The organism is Ruegeria sp. BE3 (assembly GCF_056538865.1).
Window position 1 is genome coordinate 252,366 of the sequence record NZ_JBQFTW010000001.1, and the last position, 22,399, is coordinate 274,764.

General features: G+C 60.0%; 20 protein-coding genes. 11 read left to right on the forward strand and 9 right to left on the reverse strand.

Features of this window, described 5'->3' with window-relative positions:
- Nucleotides 1-47 precede the first annotated feature (47 nt).
- The 3 genes from ACR0AZ_RS01220 to ACR0AZ_RS01230 all read right to left on the reverse strand — a co-directional run bounded on the left by ACR0AZ_RS01220 (nt 48) and on the right by ACR0AZ_RS01230 (nt 7,293).
- On the reverse strand, nt 48-4,130 hold the full coding sequence (locus ACR0AZ_RS01220; protein ID WP_480666578.1) for a translocation/assembly module TamB domain-containing protein: 4,083 nt from the start codon (nt 4,128-4,130) through the stop codon (nt 48-50).
- Complete coding sequence (locus tag ACR0AZ_RS01225; protein WP_480469093.1) at nt 4,130-5,935, reverse strand: autotransporter assembly complex protein TamA; 1,806 nt, start codon at nt 5,933-5,935, stop codon at nt 4,130-4,132. Before ACR0AZ_RS01225 ends, ACR0AZ_RS01220 begins: the two co-directional genes overlap by 1 nt.
- 134 nt (nt 5,936-6,069) lie before the next feature.
- Nucleotides 6,070-7,293 (reverse strand): urate hydroxylase PuuD, encoded by a 1,224-nt coding sequence (locus ACR0AZ_RS01230; RefSeq protein ID WP_480666579.1) that lies wholly within the window; start codon nt 7,291-7,293, stop codon nt 6,070-6,072.
- A gap of 96 nt (nt 7,294-7,389) precedes the next feature.
- Here ACR0AZ_RS01230 and ACR0AZ_RS01235 point away from each other — a divergent pair, with 96 nt between their 5' ends.
- Nucleotides 7,390-8,310, forward strand: a complete 921-nt coding sequence (locus ACR0AZ_RS01235; protein WP_480469095.1) for a LysR family transcriptional regulator — start codon at nt 7,390-7,392, stop codon at nt 8,308-8,310.
- 206 nt (nt 8,311-8,516) lie between these two features.
- Here the strand turns inward: ACR0AZ_RS01235 and uraH are convergent, their stop codons facing one another.
- Nucleotides 8,517-8,873 carry a hydroxyisourate hydrolase gene (gene uraH / locus ACR0AZ_RS01240; RefSeq protein WP_480469096.1) on the reverse strand — a complete coding sequence of 119 codons (357 nt, stop codon included), beginning with the start codon at nt 8,871-8,873 and terminating at the stop codon, nt 8,517-8,519.
- 166 nt (nt 8,874-9,039) lie between these two features.
- Between uraH and puuE the strand changes: the two genes are divergently transcribed.
- Together puuE and ACR0AZ_RS01250 are read left to right on the forward strand one after the other, a co-directional pair.
- Nucleotides 9,040-10,458, forward strand: coding sequence for an allantoinase PuuE (puuE, locus tag ACR0AZ_RS01245; RefSeq protein ID WP_480471879.1), 1,419 nt, complete (start codon nt 9,040-9,042; stop codon nt 10,456-10,458).
- Complete coding sequence (locus ACR0AZ_RS01250) at nt 10,455-10,940, forward strand: ureidoglycolate lyase (RefSeq protein WP_480469097.1); 486 nt, start codon at nt 10,455-10,457, stop codon at nt 10,938-10,940. Before puuE ends, ACR0AZ_RS01250 begins: the two co-directional genes overlap by 4 nt.
- A gap of 90 nt (nt 10,941-11,030) precedes the next feature.
- Here the strand turns inward: ACR0AZ_RS01250 and ACR0AZ_RS01255 are convergent, their stop codons facing one another.
- The 3 genes from ACR0AZ_RS01255 to ACR0AZ_RS01265 form a co-directional block, all read right to left on the reverse strand.
- Nucleotides 11,031-12,017 carry a type I glyceraldehyde-3-phosphate dehydrogenase gene (locus ACR0AZ_RS01255; protein ID WP_480469098.1) on the reverse strand — a complete coding sequence of 329 codons (987 nt, stop codon included), beginning with the start codon at nt 12,015-12,017 and terminating at the stop codon, nt 11,031-11,033.
- A gap of 55 nt (nt 12,018-12,072) precedes the next feature.
- On the reverse strand, nt 12,073-12,396 hold the full coding sequence (locus ACR0AZ_RS01260) for a hypothetical protein (RefSeq protein ID WP_480469099.1): 324 nt from the start codon (nt 12,394-12,396) through the stop codon (nt 12,073-12,075).
- Nucleotides 12,397-12,497: 101 nt separating this feature from the next.
- Nucleotides 12,498-13,331: a bifunctional allantoicase/(S)-ureidoglycine aminohydrolase gene (locus tag ACR0AZ_RS01265; RefSeq protein ID WP_480469100.1), complete on the reverse strand. Its 834-nt coding sequence runs from the start codon at nt 13,329-13,331 to the stop codon at nt 12,498-12,500.
- A gap of 174 nt (nt 13,332-13,505) precedes the next feature.
- Here ACR0AZ_RS01265 and ACR0AZ_RS01270 point away from each other — a divergent pair, with 174 nt between their 5' ends.
- On the forward strand, nt 13,506-13,862 hold the full coding sequence (locus tag ACR0AZ_RS01270; protein WP_480469101.1) for a hypothetical protein: 357 nt from the start codon (nt 13,506-13,508) through the stop codon (nt 13,860-13,862).
- Between the two features lie 3 nt (nt 13,863-13,865).
- Here the strand turns inward: ACR0AZ_RS01270 and ACR0AZ_RS01275 are convergent, their stop codons facing one another.
- The gene (locus ACR0AZ_RS01275) at nt 13,866-14,801 is read right to left on the reverse strand and encodes a 2-hydroxyacid dehydrogenase (RefSeq protein ID WP_480666580.1); all 936 of its coding nucleotides are present in this window, start codon (nt 14,799-14,801) and stop codon (nt 13,866-13,868) included.
- A gap of 126 nt (nt 14,802-14,927) precedes the next feature.
- Here ACR0AZ_RS01275 and ACR0AZ_RS01280 point away from each other — a divergent pair, with 126 nt between their 5' ends.
- The 4 genes from ACR0AZ_RS01280 (at nt 14,928) to ACR0AZ_RS01295 (ending at nt 18,620) form a co-directional block, all read left to right on the forward strand.
- The gene (locus ACR0AZ_RS01280; protein ID WP_480469103.1) at nt 14,928-16,163 is read left to right on the forward strand and encodes an acyl-CoA dehydrogenase family protein; all 1,236 of its coding nucleotides are present in this window, start codon (nt 14,928-14,930) and stop codon (nt 16,161-16,163) included.
- A 15-nt stretch (nt 16,164-16,178) separates the two neighbouring features.
- On the forward strand, nt 16,179-16,979 hold the full coding sequence (locus ACR0AZ_RS01285; RefSeq protein ID WP_480469104.1) for a thioesterase family protein: 801 nt from the start codon (nt 16,179-16,181) through the stop codon (nt 16,977-16,979).
- Nucleotides 16,980-17,049: 70 nt separating this feature from the next.
- A complete protein-coding gene (locus ACR0AZ_RS01290; protein WP_480666581.1) occupies nt 17,050-17,697 on the forward strand; it encodes a DUF1007 family protein in 648 nt (215 codons plus the stop codon).
- Nucleotides 17,682-18,620: a nickel/cobalt transporter gene (locus ACR0AZ_RS01295; protein ID WP_480666582.1), complete on the forward strand. Its 939-nt coding sequence runs from the start codon at nt 17,682-17,684 to the stop codon at nt 18,618-18,620. Before ACR0AZ_RS01290 ends, ACR0AZ_RS01295 begins: the two co-directional genes overlap by 16 nt.
- 2 nt (nt 18,621-18,622) lie before the next feature.
- On the opposite strand, the gene truA is transcribed toward ACR0AZ_RS01295, so the two are convergent.
- Complete coding sequence (gene truA, locus ACR0AZ_RS01300; RefSeq protein WP_480666583.1) at nt 18,623-19,390, reverse strand: tRNA pseudouridine(38-40) synthase TruA; 768 nt, start codon at nt 19,388-19,390, stop codon at nt 18,623-18,625.
- Nucleotides 19,391-19,497: 107 nt separating this feature from the next.
- Between truA and ACR0AZ_RS01305 the strand changes: the two genes are divergently transcribed.
- From ACR0AZ_RS01305 to ACR0AZ_RS01315, 3 genes are read left to right on the forward strand one after another with little or no spacing between them, the layout of a single operon-like run.
- Nucleotides 19,498-20,913, forward strand: a complete 1,416-nt coding sequence (locus ACR0AZ_RS01305; protein WP_480469108.1) for a YcjX family GTP-binding protein — start codon at nt 19,498-19,500, stop codon at nt 20,911-20,913.
- Nucleotides 20,910-21,365 (forward strand): N-acetyltransferase family protein, encoded by a 456-nt coding sequence (locus ACR0AZ_RS01310; RefSeq protein WP_480666584.1) that lies wholly within the window; start codon nt 20,910-20,912, stop codon nt 21,363-21,365. The genes ACR0AZ_RS01305 and ACR0AZ_RS01310 overlap by 4 nt, the downstream gene beginning before the upstream one ends.
- Nucleotides 21,358-22,347 carry a YcjF family protein gene (locus ACR0AZ_RS01315; RefSeq protein ID WP_480666585.1) on the forward strand — a complete coding sequence of 330 codons (990 nt, stop codon included), beginning with the start codon at nt 21,358-21,360 and terminating at the stop codon, nt 22,345-22,347. The genes ACR0AZ_RS01310 and ACR0AZ_RS01315 overlap by 8 nt, the downstream gene beginning before the upstream one ends.
- Nucleotides 22,348-22,399: the final 52 nt, after the last annotated feature.

Below are 22,399 nucleotides of genomic sequence, written 5' to 3' on the forward strand. Positions count from 1 at the left end.
TCGAAACCAAAGAGGGGGTTGCCCATAGGGCAGCCCCTTTTTTTGCCCTAGTAGTCGCGCTCGAAAAAGATACCCAGTCCGGTCTCGCCACGCCCGTCTACTGTGCCCCGAACCGTGAAGCTGTCGGTGACATCCAGATTCAGATTCACTTCGGTATCGCCCTCAGTGTTGACGGTGAAATCGGTATAAAGGTTATCGCTGAGATAGGCACCGGCGCCCAGACGGCCTGCGCCGCCTTCGGTCGCGCCAATATCGATCGTATCTACCCCGGTTGCATCGCGCACGCCTTTGGTGGCATCCCCGCCCGCGCCGCTGAGTTGTGCCAGCGAGGCCGCCATCTGCGCAATCACGAACGGCGAAAGCTCTGAGAAACGGTTGCCGAACAGCAGCATCGCCAATGCCTCTTCAGTGGGGCGTTCAGGGTCCGAGAATACATCGATTTCCGGTGCATCCAACGGACCTTCAATCTCGATGGTCGCGGTGCCATCGGATGTGCTGGTTGAGGATTCGAATTCGATATAGGGCGTCAGGTCACCCTGCAGCGTGACCACACCCTTGGTTAATGCCAGACGGCGGCCCAATATGTCGATGCTGCCCCGGATCAGTTCGATCTGACCGGAGGGAACGACCGCTGTCGTCGTGCCGCCGATCTGAATGCGTCCGCCCAGTTCCGCGTTAACGCCACGGCCCCGCACAAAGACCGCCTTCGGGGCGAGCAGAGCGATATCCAGCGCGATGCGAGAGTTGCTCTTTTCAGCGTCCTCGCGTTCTACCAGATTGGCGCGCTCTCGGGTAACGAAGCTAGCCTGGCTTTCGTTGAGATGTTCGATTGATGGGATCGGGGCGGCACCAACCGCGCCGGACGCTGCGGCAAGGTTGATGTTTGTCTCGCCGAAATTGATCTGTCCGGCGACCGAGCTGTTGCCCGCCAATGCCCCTGTCATCGCAATCTGGCCGTTCAGCGTAGTTTCGAACAGCAACTTATCAGTTAGAACCAGATTGTTGATTGCCGTGGTGATCTGTGCGTTGAACGGTGGCGTCAGATCGACCGGGCCTCTGACTGTAAAGCCGCCTCCGGCGCGCACGCCGCCTTGCAGGTCGATTGTGGCACGGCTCTGCCCGAGCGTGACTGCGCCGCTGATACCGGTGATTGTCTGACCGACTTCCGGCAGCGCCATTGATGTGCCCGAGGTTGAGATCGTTCCACTGAGCGCGCCAAGCGATGGCGCTCCGTTCAGGGCGAGGTCGAATTGCGCAGTGCCCTGCAAACTGTTCGGGGTGATAAAGGTATTGGCGATGCCAATATTGACGCCGCCCCGCATTTTCAGATCGGCGGTACCGCTGGTTTCATCAAACGTGCCGGTGACCGTGCTGTTGATCTGTGCCGGACCTTCTGCCCTGGCATCGATAACCCATTTGCCCGCATCGCGTTGGGCCTTGCCCGTCGCAGAGATGGTGCCGGGGAAATCCGGTGCAAACCGTTCAATCCGATTGAGTCGGGCATCAAAATCCAGATTGGCCGAGCCATTGGTATCGAAATCTCCCGACAGGCTGGCATATGAACTCTCTGGCCCCAAAAGCCGCGCGGTCCCTTCCAGCCCAGACGCCGTGGGGGCAACATTACCTTCTAACCGCAACGGACCCGACAGGGTGGGCGAGAGACGGGCCATATCGTCCAGCGCTGCTGAAAAGGTCAAGCCGCCAGCCGAGCGATCCAGTTGACCCGAGGCGTTTGCGGTCAGCGCTGTGCCATTCAGGCGGAAGGTGCGAATGTTCAGCCCTTGATCGTCATTCACGGCATCCACGTTGAGCGTGGTCCGACCCTGAACAAGGTTGTCAACCACATCCATCCCGGTGCCGATGTCATCGGCCGTTACGTTGCCTTTCACGTCGAAGGTCCTGGATCCTTGAGCACCCTTTCCCAAGAGGTCGGCATTGACCGATCCAGCCAATTCACGCCCCGCGAGGCCGGAAAACAGTGACAGATCAGGCACATCTACCTTGGCTGAGCCATCTACAGCGAAGTCTCCCGTGGGGTCGTCAATCGTTGCTGAGACCTGCGCTGTCAGAGCTTTGCCGTTCACTGTGGCATCGCGAATGACGATCTGGTCCCCCGAACGCGCACCATCGAAGCTGATCGTGATGCGGCCCGTTAGCAAGGGATCGATATCGCTCATCCCGGTCTGGATATCGGTGCCGATCACGCTGGCCTGGCCGTCAAACTCAAGCGTCTGAACGGTACCTTTGCCGTCCAGCCGTGCCTGAACAGTTCCGGCCAATTCGCGTTTGGCCAGACCAGAGAAGACCGAAAGATCAGGCGCATTTACGCTAGCCTGACCGTCGATAGTGACATTGCCATCAGGTGTTGTGACAGTGCCGCTAGCCTGAGCGGTCAGTGCGTCGCCGTCGATGCTGAACGCTCGGATGGTGACGCCATCGGACCCACGTTTGGCATCCAGTGTGATCTCGGTCTCGCCCGTGATCACCGGATCGATATCATCACGACCTGTCGACAGGTCACGTCCGTTGACGACCACCGTGCCGTCAAAGCTGCGTTCGAGCGGTGAACCCTTGCCCTGCACCCGAACCGAAGCCTCGCCACCCAGCTGAAGCTGTGCCAGATCGGAAAACCGTGACAGATCGGTGGCCTTTAGCGTTGCAGCGCCGTCGACCTGCAATCCCGTTGCAAGCCCACTGATCAACGCATCCGCGCCGAGCGTATAGTCGCTGCCTACCAGCTCGAACTCGGAAAGCTGCAGGGACTGATCGCTGCCGTAGTCAAATTGTCCGTCCAGTGTGACCTGATCCCCAACGGCTTTGTTGAGCGCCGGATCGGCGAGGTCGATACCGTTCAGGGCCGCCTGTAGATCGCCCTCGATCGACAGCCCGTCGGTCTGATCCAGCGTGCCTTGGCCAGAGATCCGAGCATCGTCCAGTTTCAGATTAGGCGTTGTGACCGCGTTCGTGGTCAGGCTCAAATCCCAGAGGTTGCCGTTCTCGGCGTTAAACAGGGCCGAGATCTGTGCCGCTCCGATTGAGGTGTCGCCACCACTGATCGGCAGCACGACACTGTCTCCTTCCGGCGGCGTTATCCGGCCTTGCAACGCGGCCAGTTCCAGTGTGCCTCCTGCCCCAAGGCTGAGCTGGCTTTTCAATTCCAGTGCCTGCGACGTGATTTCGATATCCGAGATATCCAGCGCGCCGTCCGGATGTGTCCGCCCATCCACGAACAGCTTGGTATCGGTGCCAAAGAATGTGTCCATCTCTTCGGCCAGAAACGGGGTCAGATCGCCGCCCAGATCGGCAGTGAAGGCGATGCCGTCCGCCGCCGTGCCGCCCTCGACAGCGCTACGCAGCCGAACCTGTCCGGTGACCCGCAACTGCTGATCGCTGCTGAGACCGATATCAGCGGTGAAGTCACTGACAGGGCCTGACCCTTTCGCGGTCAACTCGATTGGCGGCGTGTCGGGAACTCCTAGCGCGGTGGCAATCAACCCGCCCGATGCCTCGGCAACGGTCAGGTCAAGGTCTATCTGGCGGCTTGAGTTGTCGAACCCGGCAGTCAGATCGATAGTGTCACCTGCTCGGTCCAGCCGGTCGATGTCGAGCGTGGTATCCAGCGCACCATCGGCCAGCGAAAGGTTCCCATTGACCTGCAATTCGGCGGCAACACCGATCAGGGGTTCACCCAGCGACAGATCATCGATACGAAGCTCTCCGATCTCTATCGAGACGGGCAGTTCGGGCAATTGGAACGGCTGTGTTTCGGCAGAGGGAGGGGGCGCATCCTTGGTTGTCGTTCCGGGCGCGCGCGCGATGTCAATCTCTTGCGCTGTCAGCGCATTGACTGAAAAACGGCCCCGCAGCAGCCCCAGCCGGTTCCAGTCCAACTCGGCATTTTTGATGGTCAGCCAGACGCCTTGATCATCGGCAACTGTGATCTCCTGGATGGTCGCGCGCGAACTCAGCGCGCCTTGCAACCCGATCACGCGGACATTCTGATCGTCGCCGGACAGGGTATCCTGTAGGAAGCGTTCGATCATGCTGCCACCTTCGTCCTGCGCGGCCACAGGGACAGGTGCGGTGAAGGCCACCGAGCAGAGCAGCAGGGGATATGTCACGCGACGCATCAAAAGGCCTGTCCGATCCCAAGGTAGAATTGCAGCCCGCTGCCGGTATCGCCCTGAACCGGTACTGCAAGGTCAAAACGCAGGGGGCCAAAACCACCCAGATCATAGCGGATGCCAATCCCCGCGCCAGAGTGTTCCTGTGACCCGTTACCCACGAAGGATGAAGTGTCGACAACGCCATAGTCATAAAATCCGACCAGAGAGATGGCGTCGGTCACGCGTCCCCGTACTTCGGCAGACAGACCCAGAAAGGATCTGCCGCCTGCGACTTCGTCGCCGATGGGGATGCCGAGGCTTTCAAACGGCTGCCCGCGTACGGTGCCCGCACCACCCGAGAAGAACAGGAAGTCCGGGGTCACGCCATCGGCAGGCGGCCCCAGGACCGAGCCCAGCTGGACACGTCCCGCCAGCACCAATCGCCCACCTGTGCCCAGATCATTATAGGCGCGCCCGTCAAAGAACATTCGCAGGCCTGAGTCCGAGCCCGAAAAGCCGACAAATGGCATGATCTGCGAATCCAGATAATAGCCGCGCGTGGCGCTGACCTTGCTGTCGCGTTCATCCCATTCCGATCGGAACGGAATGATGAAATACCTGAACTTTCGCCCATCCCCATAGGCGTCATCCGCATCCGACCACTGGAAGCCAGCTGATGCTTCGGCATAGAGCCGGTCCGAGAACGTGCGTCGCGCACCATAGGCAAGCGAAGCGACCGAGACGTTGTAATTCTCAGTATTGCGACGCTCCAGCAGTGCGCTCCAGAAGGTATTGTCGTCGGGGCCCAGCCGGTCGGGCTGATCCAGACGCAGGCCAATACGTCCGTCGATATCCTCGGCCCCGCCGATATTGCGGATGGCGGCCTCGAACCGCAGACGCTCGGCCCGGCGAAACACGTTGCGATGGGTCCATGTGGCTGTCACATCGACCCCATCGCGCGAGGCAATCTCAGCCCCGAATGTCAACCGGCGCGGCGGCAGGTCTTCGAATGTGGCATCGAAATCCAGGGTGCCATCGGGGTTTGGTGTCTCGCGTTCCTGTATCGACACAGTGCTGAACGTGCCTGTGCGGCGCAGCCGGGTCCCCACCTTTTGTACCTGTTGTGGAGAATACACCTCACCCGATGGGAAACCGGCGATATCTCTGATCGATTTGTGCCGGACTCGCGTATCGCCCTGAATGATCATCTTGCCGAATGTCAGACGCCGCCCCGGATTCAGATCAATTGTTGCATCCAGCCGGGCCTGCGCATGACGGGCAATCACTTTCTGATCTGCAACTTCTGCTTTGGCATGGCCTGCATCTCGCCAGCCTTGAACCCCGGCCGAGGCCGCCTGCTGAATAGCGCCGGTCGTTGCCAGTTTGCCGGTCGAAAAATCCTCGGGCAGAACCGTTTCGGGGGCCAGAGGTTGCACGACCGCTGTGCCGAACTTGAATTTCGGTCCAGATTGAACGGATATCGTGGCGCGGCCAAATTGCGCCGGCACGTTCAGCGAGTTGATCTTGGTTGCTTCTTGCCCGTCCAGTTTGATGCTGACCACGGGACTGAAATATCCTTCGTCATACATGATCTGCACGATGGTGCGATAATCCGATAGTGCCGCCGATAGAATCTCAAGCGAGGTATCCAGATCTCGTGAGTCTGCGTTGAAGACCGAAGACGTCTCCTCCAGTCGTTCAACAAGAGCTTTCGATGCGCCCGGTGCGGACAACGTTGTTTCCAGCGCAGAAGCAAGGGTGGGGGACAGGGCTACAAGCGTACCAAAAAACCAGCTTTTCAGAGCGCTGCGCGGTCTGCTCCCTGTCATTCTATGGCTCCAACTGCCCCAAGTCGAAATCACTACAGCCGCGAAGTACATTACCGCAGCTCGTTGAGTTCTTGTTAGAGCATCTGAAGGCGCGTAGGGGAAGCACTAAACGCCAGAACCACAGGATTAATGGCTTATAGATCGGCGTTGCGGAACCAGCGAATGATCGCTTCGCGGTCCTCGGGTTCCATATAGGTCACATTGGCCGGAGGCATGGCATGGGTCACGCCCGATTGCAGATAGATCTGCTGTGCATTTCTGGCAATGTCCGCTTCGGTTTCCAGCAGAACGCCTTTCGGGGCCCATAGGATGCCTTCCCAAACCGGTTCGCGCGCGTGGCACATCGAGCAGCGGCCCAGCACAACGTCATGCGCCTCTTCAAACCCGTCCGCAGCAGCAAATTTCTGTTCATAGGGTGTGAGCGTTGCGGCCTCGGCCTCTTCCAGAGTTTGGTGCATCGGCGCGGTCGACAGCCACATGATGGCGATGAACAGCAGCGCGGTGACGGCCCAGGTCCAGGTGGGATTCCCGGCGCGGGCGTGGCGGGTGTTGAAGTAATGCCGGATGGTGACCCCCATCAGGAAAACCAGCGCAGCGATGATCCAGTTATATTCCGTCGCAAAGGCCAGCGGATAATGGTTCGACAGCATCAGGAACACGACTGGCAGGGTCAGATAGTTGTTATGGGTCGAACGCAGTTTGGCGATCTTACCGTATTTCGGATCCGGCGTGCGGCCGTTCTTGAGATCATCCACCACGATGCGCTGGTTTGGCATGATGATAAAGAACACGTTGGCGGTCATGATCGTCGCAGTGAACGCGCCCAGATGCAGCATCATCGCGCGACCGGTGAAAATCTGGTTATACCCCCAGCCCATGGCAACCAGCAGGACGAACAGCAGAACCATCAGCAGCGTCGGTCGCTCACCCAGCCCGGATTTGCAAAGGAAATCATAGACCAGCCAACCAATAGTCAGTGACGCAGCCGAGATCAGAATACCTTGCCACAACGCCAGATCGGCCTTTTGGGCGTCGATCAGATAGAGCTCTCCACCCACCCAATAGACAATCATCAACAGCGCCGCACCGCTGAGCCAGGTTGCGTAGCTTTCCCATTTGAACCACGTCAGATGCTCTGGCATCCGTTCCGGGGCCACCAGGTATTTCTGGATGTGATAGAAGCCGCCGCCATGTACCTGCCATTCTTCGCCATCCGCCGGGCCGGGGATGTTGCGGTTCAGGCCAAGGTCCAGCGCAATGAAGTAAAAGGACGATCCGATCCAGGCGATGGCGGTGATGACATGCAGCCAGCGCACACCAAAACCCATCCAATCCCAGAAAACGGCGAAGTCGTACATCGATTAGGTCTCCGATAAGTTACCGCCACACTAGGCAAACGGGCTTTTCTTCGGTATTCCCGTATATTGTCAAACTGTATCAAAAAAAACGATAAGATGTCCTATCTCGACAATATTCGCACCTTCGTCAGAGTTTACGATCTGGGTAGCATGTCTGCCGCTGGGCGTGACCTACGGATTTCGCCAGCTGTGACCTCGGCGCGAATTTCTCAGTTGGAAGATCATCTCGGCGTGCGCCTGTTTCAGCGCACAACGCGCAACCTGTCTCCGACCGAGCAGGGCAAGGCTTTTTACCCCGGTGCCGTGGCGGTGCTGGATGCGGTGGACGAGGCCGAGGCGCAGGTTACCCATCTGACCGAAGCGCCACGCGGTTCGCTGTTCGTTGCCGCGCCTTTGGGTGTAGGGCGACGGTTGTTGGCACCCTATGTGCCTGATTTTCTGTCGGAATATCCGGAGATCGATGTCCGCTTGCGATTGACGGACCGATCGGTTGATCTGACGACCGAGGGGCTGGATCTGGCTTTCTTCATTGGTCAGCCCGAGGATAGCACCTTGCGCATTCGTAAGATCGCCGATTGCCAGCGCGTGCTCTGCGCGGCCCCCGAATATGTTGCACGACGAGGCATGCCAGCGACCGGTGCCGATTTGATCGCAGATAAGCATGAATGCCTGAATCTTCGCTTTCCCGGCGCGACAGAATTTCAGTGGATGCTGGAAACGCCTGACGGTCCGAAGCGGTTTGCAGTGTCCGGGCGTTTTGAATGCGATGACGGAGACGTCCTGACTGATTGGGCGCTGTCTGGACAGGGCATCGCCATGAAACCAGTGTTTGAAGTATCAGACCACCTGAAAGCGGGTAGTCTGGTGCCAGTGGCTGCCGAGACGCCGCCAGTCTCAGTTCAGATGGCGTGCCTTTATACCCATCGGCGCCATCAAGACCCCAAGGCCCGCCTTTTTATGGACTTCATGATCGAGCGGATCGGCAAGGTGGTCCGTACTGCGGAATATTCATCCTAGGAATGCTCCCGCCCCTGTTTGTGCCGTTCCGGCACCGCACAGCGTTGGGCCGGGCGCCGCGGCAAAGCCGCGGCGCAGTTGCGCTCTGAATGCGCGCGTGTACGTGCGGATACGTGCGAAGCCGCAGCGCGCCAGCATGGCGCGCTGCCTCGCCCAACGGGAGGCGACCCCGCAAGGGGGCGTCCGACGGGCGGGAGTGTTTGGGATTAGCTGCCGCGATAGGTGGAGTAGCCGTAAGGCGATAACAGCAGCGGCACATGGTAATGTGCGTCGGGGTCGGACATACCGAAGCGGATTGGCACCTGATCCAGAAACAGCGGATCATCGCCATCCTGACTGGTTGCACGCAAGTAGTCCCCGGCAAAGAAGATTAACTCGTAGGTGCCGGTTTCGAACACATCCTGTGGCAGGATCGGGCTGTTGGTGCGTCCGTCCTCGTTCGTTTCTGTCTCGGCGAGTTTGTGGTGCTCTTCGCCGGAAATCCGATAGAGCGTAATGCGCAGTCCCTCAGCCGGACAGCCGCGCGCCGTATCAAGAACATGGGTCGTCAGATAGCCTGCCACTCGCCTTCTCCTATGATTTGTCTTTCGGTTTGCCACAGTCTGGCGCAAAGTTCCAAACAGTGGAAATGCCGAAAGAACCGGAAACAGCGTTCGGATTGATTTGATAATCCCGCCAGACTTTCTGGGCTATGGCTGTTGGGAACAGAAAATGAAACTGGAAGAGACCATGCAGCCGCCTCGTTACCCAAGGGACATGATCGGACACGGAGCCACCCCGCCGGATGCCAAATGGCCGGGCGGCGCAAAGTTGGCGGTGCAGATTGTGCTGAATTATGAAGAAGGCGGCGAGAATTGTGTGCTGCACGGCGATGCCGCGTCCGAGGCCTTTCTGTCCGAGATTGTCGGTGCCGCGCAATGGCCGGGGCAGCGGCACTGGAATATGGAATCGATCTATGAATACGGCGCACGCGCCGGGTTCTGGCGGTTGCATCGGTTGTTGCAGGACCTACCGATTACCGTTTATGGCGTCGCGACAGCTCTGGCGCGCTCGCCCGATCAGGTCGCCGCAATGAAATCCGCCGGGTGGGAGATCGCCAGCCACGGGCTGAAATGGGTCGATCATAAAGATATGCCCGAAGACGACGAGCGGGCACAGATCGCTGAGGCCATCCGTCTGCACACCGAAGTGGTCGGAGAACGGCCGCGCGGTTGGTACACCGGGCGCTGTTCCGACAATACGGTCCGTCTGGTGGCGGAAGAAGGCGGCTTCGCCTATGTGGCAGACACTTATGCCGATGATTTGCCGTACTGGATGCAGACAGGTGGGCGTGATCAATTGATTGTGCCCTACACGCTGGATTGCAACGACATGCGCTTTGCCACGCCGCAAGGGTTCAACGCGGGCGAACAGTTCTACTCCTATCTCAAGGACAGCTTTGATGCGCTTTATGAAGAGGGTGAGGCCGGTGCGCCGAAGATGCTCTCGATTGGTTTGCACTGCCGCCTGATCGGACGCCCCGGACGGGTCATGGCGCTGAAACGTTTTCTGGATTATGCGCGCGGTTTCTCGGATGTCTGGTTCGCCACGCGGCTGCAAATTGCTGAACACTGGGCCGAGACGCATCCACCCGCGCAGCACCCCAAACCATCGCAGATGGATCGCGCCGCGTTTGTAGCCGCTTATGGGGGTATCTTTGAGCATTCGGCATGGATTGCCGAACGGGCCTATGATCTGGAATTGGGACCAGCACATGATACGGCTGGCGGGCTGCACAATGCGTTGGTGCGGATGTTTCGCTCAGCCTCTGAGGAGGAACGCCTGGGCGTGCTAACCGCCCATCCGGATCTTGCAGGCAAGCTGGCGCAGGCCAAGCGGCTGACACAGGAAAGCACATCCGAGCAGGCCTCGGCAGGGCTGGATGCGTTGACGGATGCCGAGCGTGCGCGCTTTACCGAACTGAACCAGCGCTACACCGAAAGGTTTGGGTTTCCGTTCATCATTGCGGTGCGGGATCATGACAAGGCTTCGATCCTGCAGGCTTTTGAACGGCGGATTGATCAGGATCGGGACACGGAGTTTGCCGAAGCCTGCCGTCAGGTCGAACGTATCGCCGAATTCCGCCTGCAAGACCTGTTGCCCTCATGACGCGCATCGTGGTTGAGCCGATCTCGGTTGAGGAATTTGCACCCTTTGGGGACCTCATTGAAGTCGCGGGGGAGCCGGACAAGATCATCAATCAAGGGCAGTGCGGGCGGTATCATGACCGGGCATCGTTGGAGTTTGCCGAGGGGCGCGCGGGCCTCAGTTTGTTCAATGCCAATCCGCGCGCTCTGCCCTATCGGCTTGAGATGGTCGAACGGCATCCAGAAGGCAGCCAGGCATTTGTCCCAATGACACATCAACCGTTTCTGGTGATTGTCGCCCCGGATGCGGGCGGACGACCGGGGCGTCCTCGGGCCTTTGTCACGCAACCGGGGCAGGCGGTGAACTATCATCGTGGTATCTGGCATGGTGTGCTGACGCCGCTGCATGGTCCGGGCCTGTTTGCGGTGGTGGACCGGATCGGTGAAGGCGACAATCTGGAAGAGTTCTGGTTCGAGACACCTTACGATGTGGCCCAAGGCTGAGCCGGGATGCTCCCGCCCGGTCGGGGTGCATCGAAGATGCCCCAAGACCGGTTGGGCCAAGCAGCGCGCGGGCAAGCCCACCCGCTGCGGTCAGGCGCTGATCATCAGGCGGGCCACATCCAGCATCCGCGCCGAGAACCCCCATTCATTGTCGTACCATCCGAACACGCGGATCTGATGGTCTCCGATCTGACGGGTCTCGGGGCCTGCGAGGATCAGGGATTCGGCGCGCGCGCGTAGGTCGGATGAAACGAGGGGATGATCTGTCCAGCCAAGAACAGCGGTCGCAGCAACCGCGTCTCGCAGCGCGTCGTCGAACTGCTTGGCGGTCATGCCGCGTTCGAGCGTTGCCACGAGGTCAACGGCCGAGACGCTGGCAGTGGGAACCCGAACCGCCGCACCCGAGATGCGACCGGCCAGATGGGGCAGGACCACATCGATCAGATGTGTGGCACTGGAGGTCGTCGGGACCATCGACAGCGCGCCTGCGCGGGATCGCGCAAGGTCGCCGCGCGGGGCATCGACCATGGGCTGGCTGTTGGTATAGCAGTGGATCGTGGTCATATGGGCCGAGACCAGCCCGCCCAGCGTATCAAGCAGTTTGACCAGCGGTGCGAGGCCGTTTGTGGTGCACGAGGCATTGGACACGATTCGCGCGTTACCAAGCTGATCCTCGTTCGCACCCAGAACCACCGTCACTTCGGCGGCGGGAGAGGGGCCGGAAATCAGGACTTTGCCAGCACCCGCGCTCAGCCCTCGACTGGCGACATCAGAGGTCCGTGCGATGCCGGTGCAATCCAGCATGACGTCTACGCCGGACAGATCTACGCGCGCCAGATCGGTGCTATGCGACATGGGAATGGCGCGCCCATCGACGATCAGCGTGGCGTCCTGATGTGTGACGGAGCCGGGGTAGGGTCCGAAGGTGCTGTCGTATTGAAACAGATAAGCGCAGGTCTCGATCGGCGCGATGTCGTTGATCAACACCAGCTCAATATCCGAATACTGCGGCAGGCTGAGGACCTGACGCAGAAGCGTGCGGCCAATGCGGCCGAATCCATTGATCGCTATTCTCATGGCCAAGCTATGGCAGGCCGATTATGCGACCTCAATGATTGGATTGTACCAATTTTCAGCTGCAGCTGACCTGCGAGAAGAACTGGCCAGAGATGTTCTGATACATGCTGGAAACAATAACCTTACAGCCCGTTGCCTGCTGAATGGCGGCAATCGCCTGGATCGTGCGCAAACGTGGCGGAGGGCCGAACGGGTTCAGATTGTTGTTGTCGCGCGTTGCGCGATAGACCACCGGCGCGTCCGCGACCTGCGTAACCGCCCAGGTGCGGCTCATGACGAAGACGGACTTGGTTTCTTCCTTGGCCGCGACCGGAGCCGCGTTAAATGCCGTAAGCCCAAGGGTGGCCGCCAATGCAATCATCGTTCCGCGCAGTAACATCGAACTATCTCCAGTGCTGAAAACTCATGTGATTTCATCAGATTCCAGCGATTCTGGGAACCCCTGTACGGCAATTTGACCATGAGGCGGTCAATCGCGGATCAGCGGGCAGGCATCGAAAGCGGCATGTGGCGGTTTACGTCCTTATAGAGCAGATAGCGGAACCGGCCCGGACCACCGGCGTAACAGGCTTGCGGGCAGAAGGCGCGCAGCCACATGTAATCGCCTGCCTCAACCTCAACCCAATCCTGATTCAACCGATACACGGCCTTGCCTTCAAGCACATAAAGCCCGTGTTCCATCACGTGGGTTTCGGCAAAGGGAATCACGCCGCCGGGCTCAAAGGTGACGATGTTGACATGCATGTCGTGGCGCAGGTCTTCGGGGTCGGCAAAGCGGGTGGTGGCCCAACGCCCCTCGGTTCCGGGCATCGGTGTAGGTGCGATGTCGCGCTCGTTGGTGATGATCGGGTCAGGGGCGGGCAGGCCGGGCACTGCCTGATAGGCTTTGCGTACCCAATGGAAGCGGGCAACCGTCTCGGACAGGTTGCGCAGCGTCCAATCGCTGCCGGGCGGGATATAAGCGTAGCCGCCGGTATCCAGTTCATGCGTTGATCCGCCGAGCGTCAGTGTCACGCGCCCTTCAACCACAAAGATCACCCCTTGTGCGTTCGGATCGGTTTCGGGCTGATCGCTGCCGCCATTGGGCTGAACTTCCATGATGTATTGCGAGAAGGTCTCGGCAAACCCGCTGAGCGGGCGGGACAGGACCCAAAGGCGCGTTCCTTCCCAAAATGGCAGAAAGCTGGTGACGATGTCGCGCATAGTGCCTTTGGGGATCACCGCATAAGCATCAGTAAACATGGCGCGATCGGTCAGAAGTTGCTCTTGCCCTGGATGCCCGCCGGTGGGCGCGTAATACTGTGGATGTGTCATCGAAAGCCTCTGCTGCGTCTTGCGTCACTATCTGCTGAATGCCGCACGCATCCTAGCGGCTGCCTTGCGATAGGTTTGTTCGGGATAATTTGAAGGTGGCAGGCTGGGGCTTGGCCGCGGTCGCTTGGCGGTATATCCTTGAGAGCAAATGTATTTCAGCTCAGAGAGACGCTCATGAAAGCCCGAATTTCTGTTGTATTGGCTGCCGCATTGGCCTTCGCCGCAGGCGGAGCCGTGCAGGCCAAATCAATTTCACGGATCATCGCCGAAATGGGGTTGAGCCCCGCCGATTTCGAAGTGGTGAGCGCCACATCGAACGGGTTGCTGAACGCGGGCACGCCTTCAGTCGGAGCAGAGAGGGCTTGGGTCAACGAAGACACAGGTTCAAACGGGACGGTTCGCATTCAAAGCGTACAAGGCAACTGCGTGGTTCTGCAGCATGTTGTCCAACCCGAGGGCACTGGCAATACGCGCGACATCAGAACCCGTCGGTGCAAGAGCGCAGATGGCAACTGGTTGCTGGCGCCGTAAGCTTCAGTAACCCAACTGCCGGTCGACCTCGTGCAGAAGTGCCGTGCCGGATTGCAGCCTGCGGAAATTCTCGGCCACATCCGACAGCGCATCGCCCAGATGCCAACCCGAGACGTGAGGTGTAATCGTCACGCCCGGATGCTGCCAGAGAGGGCTTTCCGCGGGCAGCGGCTCTTGTCGTGTGACATCTAGAACCGCGTGGGCGGGCGTGCCCTGATCTAAGGCGCTGATCAACGCTGCCTCGTCAATCAGATCTCCGCGACCCGCGTTCAACAGGTGACTGCCGGGCTTCATAGTGGCCAGCATACGCGCGTCGAACAGATTCACCGTTGCGGGCGTCGACGGCAGAATGGCGCAGACATGATCGCATTGGCCTAGCAGTTCAGGCAGGGCGTCATCGCCATGCAGGCATGTGACACCTTCGAACTGTTTGGGTGAGCGGCTCCACCCCATCACCTGAAACCCCACGGCGCGCAGCATATCGGCGGTTCGTCCGCCGATATGTCCCAGCCCCAAAACGCCGACCACGGTATCTGGCGTAAAGATCGGAGCTTGCGGAGCCCATTCAGCGCGCGCTTGCGCGCCTTCGTATTGCGCCATATGGCGCTGGGCACGCAGAATATAGGCCAGAAACCACTCGGCGATACCCTGTGCCGGAGCGTCGGGCTTCAGGCGCGTCACGCGGACATGATCGGGCAGGCTGGGATGGCCGACGATTGTCTCAACTCCCGCCCCGAGCTTTTGCACCAGTTTCAGATTGGACAGCCGTTGGGGGAGGTCCGCTTTCAAGACCGAGACTGCGATCATCGTGATCTCATCTACGTTCCCCACGGTTTCGGGGGTGCGCACATCTGTCTCCGGATCGTGCTTCTGGATTTCGCGCGCGATTTCTTCGTTGCTCAGCCAGCCCGAAAGGCCTGTATCCACCAACAACGCCATTTGCGCCGCTCCTTCATTCATTTTGTCCAAGTGACGTGCCGTCACTCAACTGGACAGCGCCCCAGCAGCTAAGCCATCCTCTTGGCAAAGGTAAAGGCCGGCGCGCCACCGGACGGAGGATTTTTCATGACCATGACATTCGGACTGCGCGAGGAAAACCGCGCCCTGCTGCAGCGTGTTGCCGACATGATCCGTGATGAGGTCATGCCGCTGGAGGGAGAATACCAAGCCGAGATCAACAAAGGTGATCGCTGGCAATATACCGAGCGCCAGTCTGAGATACTCGAAGGGCTCAAGGCTAAGGCCAAGGCGGCGGGCCTGTGGAACTTCTGGTTGACCGACAGCGACAAGGGTTTTGGCCTCAGCACGGTTGAATACGCTTATTTTGCCGAGGAGATGGGCAAGACTCCATTAGGCGCGGAAGTGTTCAACTGCTCGGCCCCAGACACCGGGAACATGGAGGTTTTTGAACGCTACGGGTCCGACGCGATGAAAGAGCAGTGGCTGAAGCCGTTGCTCGACGGGCAGATTCGGTCTGCCTATCTGATGACCGAGCCTGATGTGGCCTCATCAGATGCCACCAATATCTCGATGTCCTGCGTACGGGACGGGGAGGACTACGTTCTAAATGGCGAGAAATGGTGGTCTTCTGGCGCAGGTGATCCACGCTGCAAGGTCTATATCGTGATGGTCAAAACGGGCGGAGACGATCTGCCCAAGCATCAGCGCCAGTCGATGATCGTGGTTCCAGCGGATGCTCCGGGGATCGAGGTGCTGCGCCCGATGGAGGTTTATGGTCACGACGACGCCCCCCACGGGCATATGCACATACGGTTCACGAATGTCCGGGTGCCGGCTGAAAACATACTGCTGGGTGAGGGGCGCGGATTCGAGATCGCCCAAGGCCGGTTGGGGCCGGGCCGTATTCATCATTGCATGCGCGCCATCGGTCAGGCTGAGGCGGCGCTGGAACAGATGTGCAAGCGCGCGCTGCAGCGCGAGGCGTTCGGAAAGAAGCTGGCGCAATTGGGCGCAAACTACGACATCATTGCCGAATGCCGGATGGAGATCGAGATGGCGCGTCTGCTCTGTCTGAAGGCGGCGTGGTACATGGATCAGGGTGATGCGCGTGCAGCGGCCCCATGGATCAGTCAGATCAAGGTTGTGGCACCTAAAGTGGCGTTGAAGGTGATCGACGAGGCCGTGCAGATGTTCGGCGCACAGGGGATCAGTCAGGATACACCGTTGGCGAATGCCTGGACTCATGTGCGTACCCTGCGTCTAGCGGATGGGCCAGACGCAGTGCATCGCCGTCAGGTCGCGCGCGCAGAATTGAAGAAATACACGCAAGAGAAAGTCTGAGGCGACAGAACCACGATGGCATTGGATGTGTTGGGGCAAGCGTATTTCCATCAGAATGCGCAGGGTGTGTTTGTCGGCAATGATCCCGCGCGCGGGCCGTGGTCTGCGGATCACTGCCACGCGGGGCCTGTCAGTGGTCTGATCGTGCGGGCGGCAGAAACCGAAGTGGGCCCTGACAAGATGCTGACCCGGCTGACAGTCGATCTGCTGCGTCCGCTGCCTTTGGCGGGCCTGAGGGTTGCCGCCGAGACCACGCGCCATACCAAGACGCTGGCGACCACGCGGGTTACGGTACATGACCTTGATGACACGCTTTGCGCCACGGCCACCACGATGCACATGATACGCAAAGACCTTGGGTCAGTGCCCGATGTCGACCTACCCGCGCCGCGGGTCGAGGAAATGGTCGACGGGCCGTTCCCAATTGGTGAAATGCGGCATGATCTGCCGGGCTTCGCCCATCACTCCCAAATCGGCTATCCCGCAGGCGGCAATCAGGGGGCGGGTCCCAAAACGGTCTGGATGCGCACGCCCCCATTGCTGGACGGAGAAGAGCCGTCGCCTATTCAGGCCCTTTGTCCGCTGGCTGATTGCGGCAATGGTATCTCGTGGAATGCGCCCACGACCGAGATGGGGTTCATGAACACGGATCTGACAGTGCAAATTCACCGAGAGCCGGTTTCGGATTGGCTGGCCTCCGAGTCGATCTCGCATTGGCAATCCTCTGGCATTGGCATGTCGCAGTCGGTGCTGTTTGACACGCAGGGACCAGTTGGGACGGCGCTGCAGACATTGGTTCTGTTCCCGCCAGGCTAAGGCGGCGGGTTTCTGCACGATTTCGCGCAATCGGATTGCCGATGCCTGTCGTCTGGCCTATCTTTTTGCCATGCGTTGGCTTGCCCTCTCTCTGACCTGCTGCCTGCCGATTCCGGCCTTGGCCCACCCGCATGTCTTCATCGACACGGGGTTGGAATTCATTGTGGACGACGCAGGCAATCTGACCCATGTGCGCGTAACTTGGGCCTATGATGAGTTCTACTCGCTACTGGTTCTCGAGGAATACCGTTTGGATCAGGATGCGGATGGCGTCCTGACCGAAGCAGAAGAACAGCAGCTGTCGGGTTTCGATGCGCAATGGGTCGATGGTTATAATGGCGATCTGGTCATCCGCATAGGCGAGACAATCGTCCCGCTTTCTGGTCCGTTGGAGCCTCAGGCCACGACCGAGGATGCGCGCATCGTCACCACCCATCTGCGCGCGGTCGAAGGTGGGCCGGTTCCGGCAAACGCCCTATCGATCAAAGCCTTCGATGAGAGCTTTTATACCGCATATGAAATGACCCGTCCCGTCACGGTCTCGGGCCCTACGACCTGCGAGGTCGAGCGGACCGACCCGGATATAGATGCAGAGCTGGCGCAGATGCAGGCATTCTTGCTGACGCTCGATACAAATTACGATCTTGAGGAAAATGATATCCCGCTGGTCGGCGAGAAATTCGCAACCGAGATTCGGCTTTCATGTCCAAATACCTGATCGTCCCCGTTGCCATCGCTTGCGGGGCGCTTCTGTGGTTCTGGGGCAGCGGCGGCTTTGACCATCTCGCCGCCTGGGCCGCCGGAGAGCAGCGGGAATTCCAGAACCAGATCGCCCGCGCTCTGCGCGCGGCGCGTGCCGAACAGCCCGAGGCTGTCGCGACGCTACTGACTGTCTGTTTTGCTTATGGGTTTTTCCATGCCATCGGGCCGGGCCACGGCAAGGTCCTTATCGGAGGTTATGGGCTGGGTCGTCGCGTGGCGTTCTGGCGGCTGTCCGCGATCAGCGTCCTTTCTAGCCTTGGGCAATCCGTAACTGCCGTTGTGCTGGTCTATTCAGGGGTTCTGGTATTCCAGACGTCGCGCGAGTCGCTGGTGAGCACCACCGAACAGGTTATGGCCCCGATCAGCTATGGCGCGATTGCTGCAATTGGCTTGTGGCTGATCTTTCGCGCGCTTCGCAGTTTCGCGCGGCGTCATAGAAACCGAGGATCGCATCTGCATGACCACGATCACCATGCGCATGATCATGACCACCACCATCACGATCATGAGGTCTGCTCGGATTGCGGCCACCGCCATGGTCCGACCGCCGAAGAGGTCGCTCAGGTCGGCAGCCTGCGCGAGGCGCTGGTTCTGATCGCAGGCATCGCCGCACGCCCCTGCACAGGCGCGTTGTTTGTGCTCATCCTGACATGGCAAATGGGTATCGCGATGGTTGGTATTGCAGGTGCATTCGCCATGGCGCTGGGCACCGCAACTGTCACGACTCTCGTCGGGTGGACGTCCTTTGGGTTGCGCGGTGGATTGTTGGCCTCAGCCTCGGCCACGCGCTTTGCATCGGTGCTGGCCCCGACCATCGAACTGGTGGCAGGTCTTATCATCGCCGTGATTGCAAGCGGGCTTTTGATGCGCGCTTTGTAATCTTAGTCGAAAACCGGCTCAGGATACCCGACCCGTGCCAGATAGAGCCCCTGCGGGGGGCAAACCGGGCCACAAGCCGCACGATCAACCGCCTCCAGAGCATTACGCACATCCTCCGGCGTCCATGCTCCGGCCCCCACACGCTCTAACGTGCCAACAAAGCTGCGTACCTGATTGTGCAGAAACGACCGGGCGCGGACGTGGAAATGGATTTCGGGGCCCGAGAAGCCTTCAACCTGCTCTACGCGCAGCTCATCCAATGTTTTGACCGGGCTGGCGGCCTGACAGATGGAGGATCGGAAGGTAGTGAAGTCATGTCGTCCGATCAGCATATCCGCCCCGGCCTGCATCGCCGCGACATCGAGCGAATGATTGATCTGCCAGACTTGCCCCCGATCATGGGTCGCGGGCGCACGGCGCATCAGGATGCGGAACAGATACTGCCGCTCGAGCGCTGAAAAGCGCGCGTGCCAGTCGTCATCGACCCGCGCAGCTTTGATAATGGCGACAGGCTGCGGCTTGAGGTGATAGTTCAACGCTTCGGACAGGCGGAACGGGTCCCAGTCCTTGACCAGATCGCAATGGGCCACTTGCCCCAACGCGTGAACGCCCGCGTCAGTACGACCGGCGGCGGCGATGGTGTGGTCTCCGGGTTCGATCCGTGACAAAGCCTGTTCGATTGCCCCCTGAGCTGAGGGCAGTTCTTTCTGCCGTTGCCATCCGGCGAACGGTTCCCCCTGGTATTCGACTTTTAACGCATATCTGGGCATGGGGCGCTGGTATCGCGCCTTGGGCGGGCGGGCAAGAGGGCGAAAGCTCTGGCATGTGCCGCGACCGCTACCTATCTTGGGCGAAACGATAATTGCGGGGCGACGGCTTGGTCATCTCATCATTGGCAGACAGCTTGGTGCGCGGCGTCGAATCCGTGGGCGACCGCGTGTCTGAGACATTCTTCGAGCCGGTTATCCGGTTGGGCGTCACGGGATTGGCGCGGTCCGGCAAGACGGTGTTCATCACATCTCTGGTGGCCAACCTGCTGGATCGAGGCCGCATGACCAGCCTTGTTGCGCAGCAAGAGGGGCGGATCACCGCCAGCTATCTGCAACCGCAACCCGACGATACCGTGCCCCGGTTTGATTTCGAATCCCACTTGGCCGCTCTGACCGATCCCACTCCGCACTGGCCGGACAGCACCCGCGCCGTGTCCGAACTGCGCTTGTCGTTCAAAGTCCAGCCTGCGGGGTTGTTGTCAGGTCTGCAGGGGCCTCGCACGCTGCATCTGGACATCGTGGATTATCCCGGCGAATGGCTGCTGGATTTGGCCCTGCTGGACAAATCCTACGAGGCTTGGTCGCGGGATACGCTGGACCATATTTCGAACCGTCCACAGGCCGAGGCATTTCTGGCTAAGGCTCAGGCGGTCGACCCAATGGCCCCACATGATGAGCCGCAGGCCCAGGACCTTGCTCGCCGCTTCACAGCCTATCTGAACGCCGCGCGCGAGGCAGGGTTCTATGATTGCACTCCCGGTCGGTTCCTTCTGCCGGGGGACCTCGCTGGTTCCCCTGTGCTTACCTTCGCGCCTTTGTCGGTGTCGGAGGCGTCGCGCCGCCGGTCCCTGCATCGCGAGATGGAGCGGCGTTATGAGGCTTATAAATCGCAAGTGGTCAAACCGTTCTTCCGCGATCATTTTGCCCGGATCGACCGTCAGATCGTACTGGTCGATGCGTTGGGCGCGATCCACAAAGGCCCGCAGGCGGTCGAGGATATGCGCCGCGCAATGGCCGATATCCTGTCGGCCTTCCGCCCCGGTCGCAACGCATGGCTGAACAAGCTGCTGCTGGGCAAGCGGGTTGAGCGTATCCTGTTTGCCGCCACCAAAGCCGATCACCTGCACCACCTGCAGCACCCGCGCCTGACCTCAATCATCGAAGCCCTGACCCGTGAGGCGCGTGATCGCGCCAGTTTTGCCGGGGCTGAGACGGCGGCGCTGTCGCTGGCCTCGCTCCGGACCACCACGGAAGAGATGCGCAGCCATAACGGCGTCGAACTTCCTTGCGTGCGCGGCACCTTGCTGGACAGCGGCAAGCAGGCGGCTTTTTATCCCGGTGATCTGCCAGAAGACCCGGCCCATCTACTGGGCCCTGCGCGCAACGGGGCTGAGGGTTGGTTGGACGAGGATTATGGTTACATGGCCTTTGCGCCCGCCCATCTGACCCTGAACCCTGGCGACGGACCCCCGCATATCCGGCTAGACCGAGCCGCGCAGTTTCTGATCGGAGATCGGTTGTGAACGCGATCCTCCGCCCTGCGCGCAGCACTGATGCTGGAACCACAGGCGCGATTCTACATGGGTTCGCGCGCGAGAACGACTGGATGCCAGAATTGCATTCCGAGGCTGAAACCATCGCGTTTTGTGGCAAGATGATCGATCTCGGCTGGGTCACGGTGGCTGAAATGCAGGGGCGGGTGGTCGGATTTCTTGTGCTGAACGGCGACGAGGTGCAGTCACTCTATCTGGCAGCCCCGGCGCGCGGGCAGGGGATCGGGCAGAAGTTGCTGGATCACGCGAAAGCACAACACATAGAGCTCAATCTCTATGCGTTTCAAGCCAATCACCCCGCCTGCCGCTTCTATGAACGCAATGGATTTGCCGAGGTTTCACGTGGCGATGGGTCCGAGAATGACGAAAACCTACCCGACATCAAATATATCTGGAAACGCAAGGAGGTGACCGATGGCTAAAGGTCCGGTCCTGATCGATCTGGAAGACGACCCGCAGGCAGCGGACGTTTCAACCGCACCTCCGGTACCCGATATCACGCCGCCGCAGGGGCAGGCGATGCAGGCAGCGGCACGGTTTGCGGCACGGAAACCTTCGGCCTTGGCACGCTGGTTCTGGGGTTTGGCTCTTGCGGTCGTGGGGGCGGTGGTTTCGGTCGCGGCTTGGGATTTCGCCATCTCGCTACTGGAGCGCGCACCAATTCTGGGTTGGATCGTTACCGGTCTGATTGCCGCTCTGCTGCTGGTCGTGCTGATCATTGCGTTGCGTGAACTGGCTGCAATCAGCCGCCTGTCTCGCGTAGATGGGCTGCGCCGCGCCGCTGATGCCGCATTGGCGGATGAAGACCTGTCGCAAGCTCGCGCCGTCACCAATCGCCTGATCACATTCTACAACGGACGCGACGAAACGCGCTGGGGTCGAGATCGCCTGAAGGAGCGGATGGGTGAACAATTCGATGCGGCAACCCTTCTGACGCTGGCCGAAGACGAGCTTCTGGCCCCGCTGGATGCTGCCGCCAGCCGCGAGGTTGAGGCCGCAGCGCGGCAGGTTGCGACCGTGACCGCTCTGGTTCCGCTTGCGCTGGCTGATGTCGCGACGGCGCTGGCAAGCTCATTGCGCATGATCCGGCGGATTGCGGAAATCTATGGCGGGCGCGCAGGTGCCTTGGGCAGTTGGCGCCTGACCCGTGCCGTATTCGTACATCTTGTGGCAACCGGTGCAGTGGCGGTTGGGGATGATCTGCTGGAACCGATTTTGGGCGGTTCAGTCCTCAGCAAACTGTCCCGCCGGTTCGGCGAGGGGCTGGTCAATGGCGCGCTTACTGCCCGCGTGGGCGTTGCCGCGATGGAGGTCTGCCGCCCGCTGCCTTTCTCGGCACGCCACAAACCCTCGACCCGCGGCATGATCAAACGCGCGCTCAGCGGGCTGTTTTCCAGGACTTGATCTGGCGCAAGGCCGTGTTTGGTGCCGTCCTGCATAAACAGGGCGGAGCCAG

Excerpts from the sequence above, each read along its gene's own strand:
- ACR0AZ_RS01260 (WP_480469099.1), bottom strand. The coding sequence starts at position 12,396 with ATGTTACTGCGCGGAACGATGATTGCATTGGCGGCCACCCTTGGGCTT.
- truA (WP_480666583.1), bottom strand. The coding sequence starts at position 19,390 with ATGCCCAGATATGCGTTAAAAGTCGAATACCAGGGGGAACCGTTCGCC.
- ACR0AZ_RS01230 (WP_480666579.1), bottom strand. The coding sequence starts at position 7,293 with ATGTACGACTTCGCCGTTTTCTGGGATTGGATGGGTTTTGGTGTGCGC.
- ACR0AZ_RS01255 (WP_480469098.1), bottom strand. The coding sequence starts at position 12,017 with ATGAGAATAGCGATCAATGGATTCGGCCGCATTGGCCGCACGCTTCTG.
- ACR0AZ_RS01220 (WP_480666578.1), bottom strand. The coding sequence starts at position 4,130 with ATGCGTCGCGTGACATATCCCCTGCTGCTCTGCTCGGTGGCCTTCACC.
- ACR0AZ_RS01295 (WP_480666582.1), top strand. The coding sequence starts at position 17,682 with ATGTCCAAATACCTGATCGTCCCCGTTGCCATCGCTTGCGGGGCGCTT.
- ACR0AZ_RS01225 (WP_480469093.1), bottom strand. The coding sequence starts at position 5,935 with ATGACAGGGAGCAGACCGCGCAGCGCTCTGAAAAGCTGGTTTTTTGGT.
- ACR0AZ_RS01280 (WP_480469103.1), top strand. The coding sequence starts at position 14,928 with ATGACCATGACATTCGGACTGCGCGAGGAAAACCGCGCCCTGCTGCAG.
- ACR0AZ_RS01290 (WP_480666581.1), top strand. The coding sequence starts at position 17,050 with ATGCGTTGGCTTGCCCTCTCTCTGACCTGCTGCCTGCCGATTCCGGCC.
- puuE (WP_480471879.1), top strand. The coding sequence starts at position 9,040 with ATGCAGCCGCCTCGTTACCCAAGGGACATGATCGGACACGGAGCCACC.
- ACR0AZ_RS01275 (WP_480666580.1), bottom strand. The coding sequence starts at position 14,801 with ATGGCGTTGTTGGTGGATACAGGCCTTTCGGGCTGGCTGAGCAACGAA.
- ACR0AZ_RS01250 (WP_480469097.1), top strand. The coding sequence starts at position 10,455 with ATGACGCGCATCGTGGTTGAGCCGATCTCGGTTGAGGAATTTGCACCC.
- ACR0AZ_RS01315 (WP_480666585.1), top strand. The coding sequence starts at position 21,358 with ATGGCTAAAGGTCCGGTCCTGATCGATCTGGAAGACGACCCGCAGGCA.
- ACR0AZ_RS01285 (WP_480469104.1), top strand. The coding sequence starts at position 16,179 with ATGGCATTGGATGTGTTGGGGCAAGCGTATTTCCATCAGAATGCGCAG.
- ACR0AZ_RS01235 (WP_480469095.1), top strand. The coding sequence starts at position 7,390 with ATGTCCTATCTCGACAATATTCGCACCTTCGTCAGAGTTTACGATCTG.
- ACR0AZ_RS01270 (WP_480469101.1), top strand. The coding sequence starts at position 13,506 with ATGAAAGCCCGAATTTCTGTTGTATTGGCTGCCGCATTGGCCTTCGCC.
- ACR0AZ_RS01265 (WP_480469100.1), bottom strand. The coding sequence starts at position 13,331 with ATGACACATCCACAGTATTACGCGCCCACCGGCGGGCATCCAGGGCAA.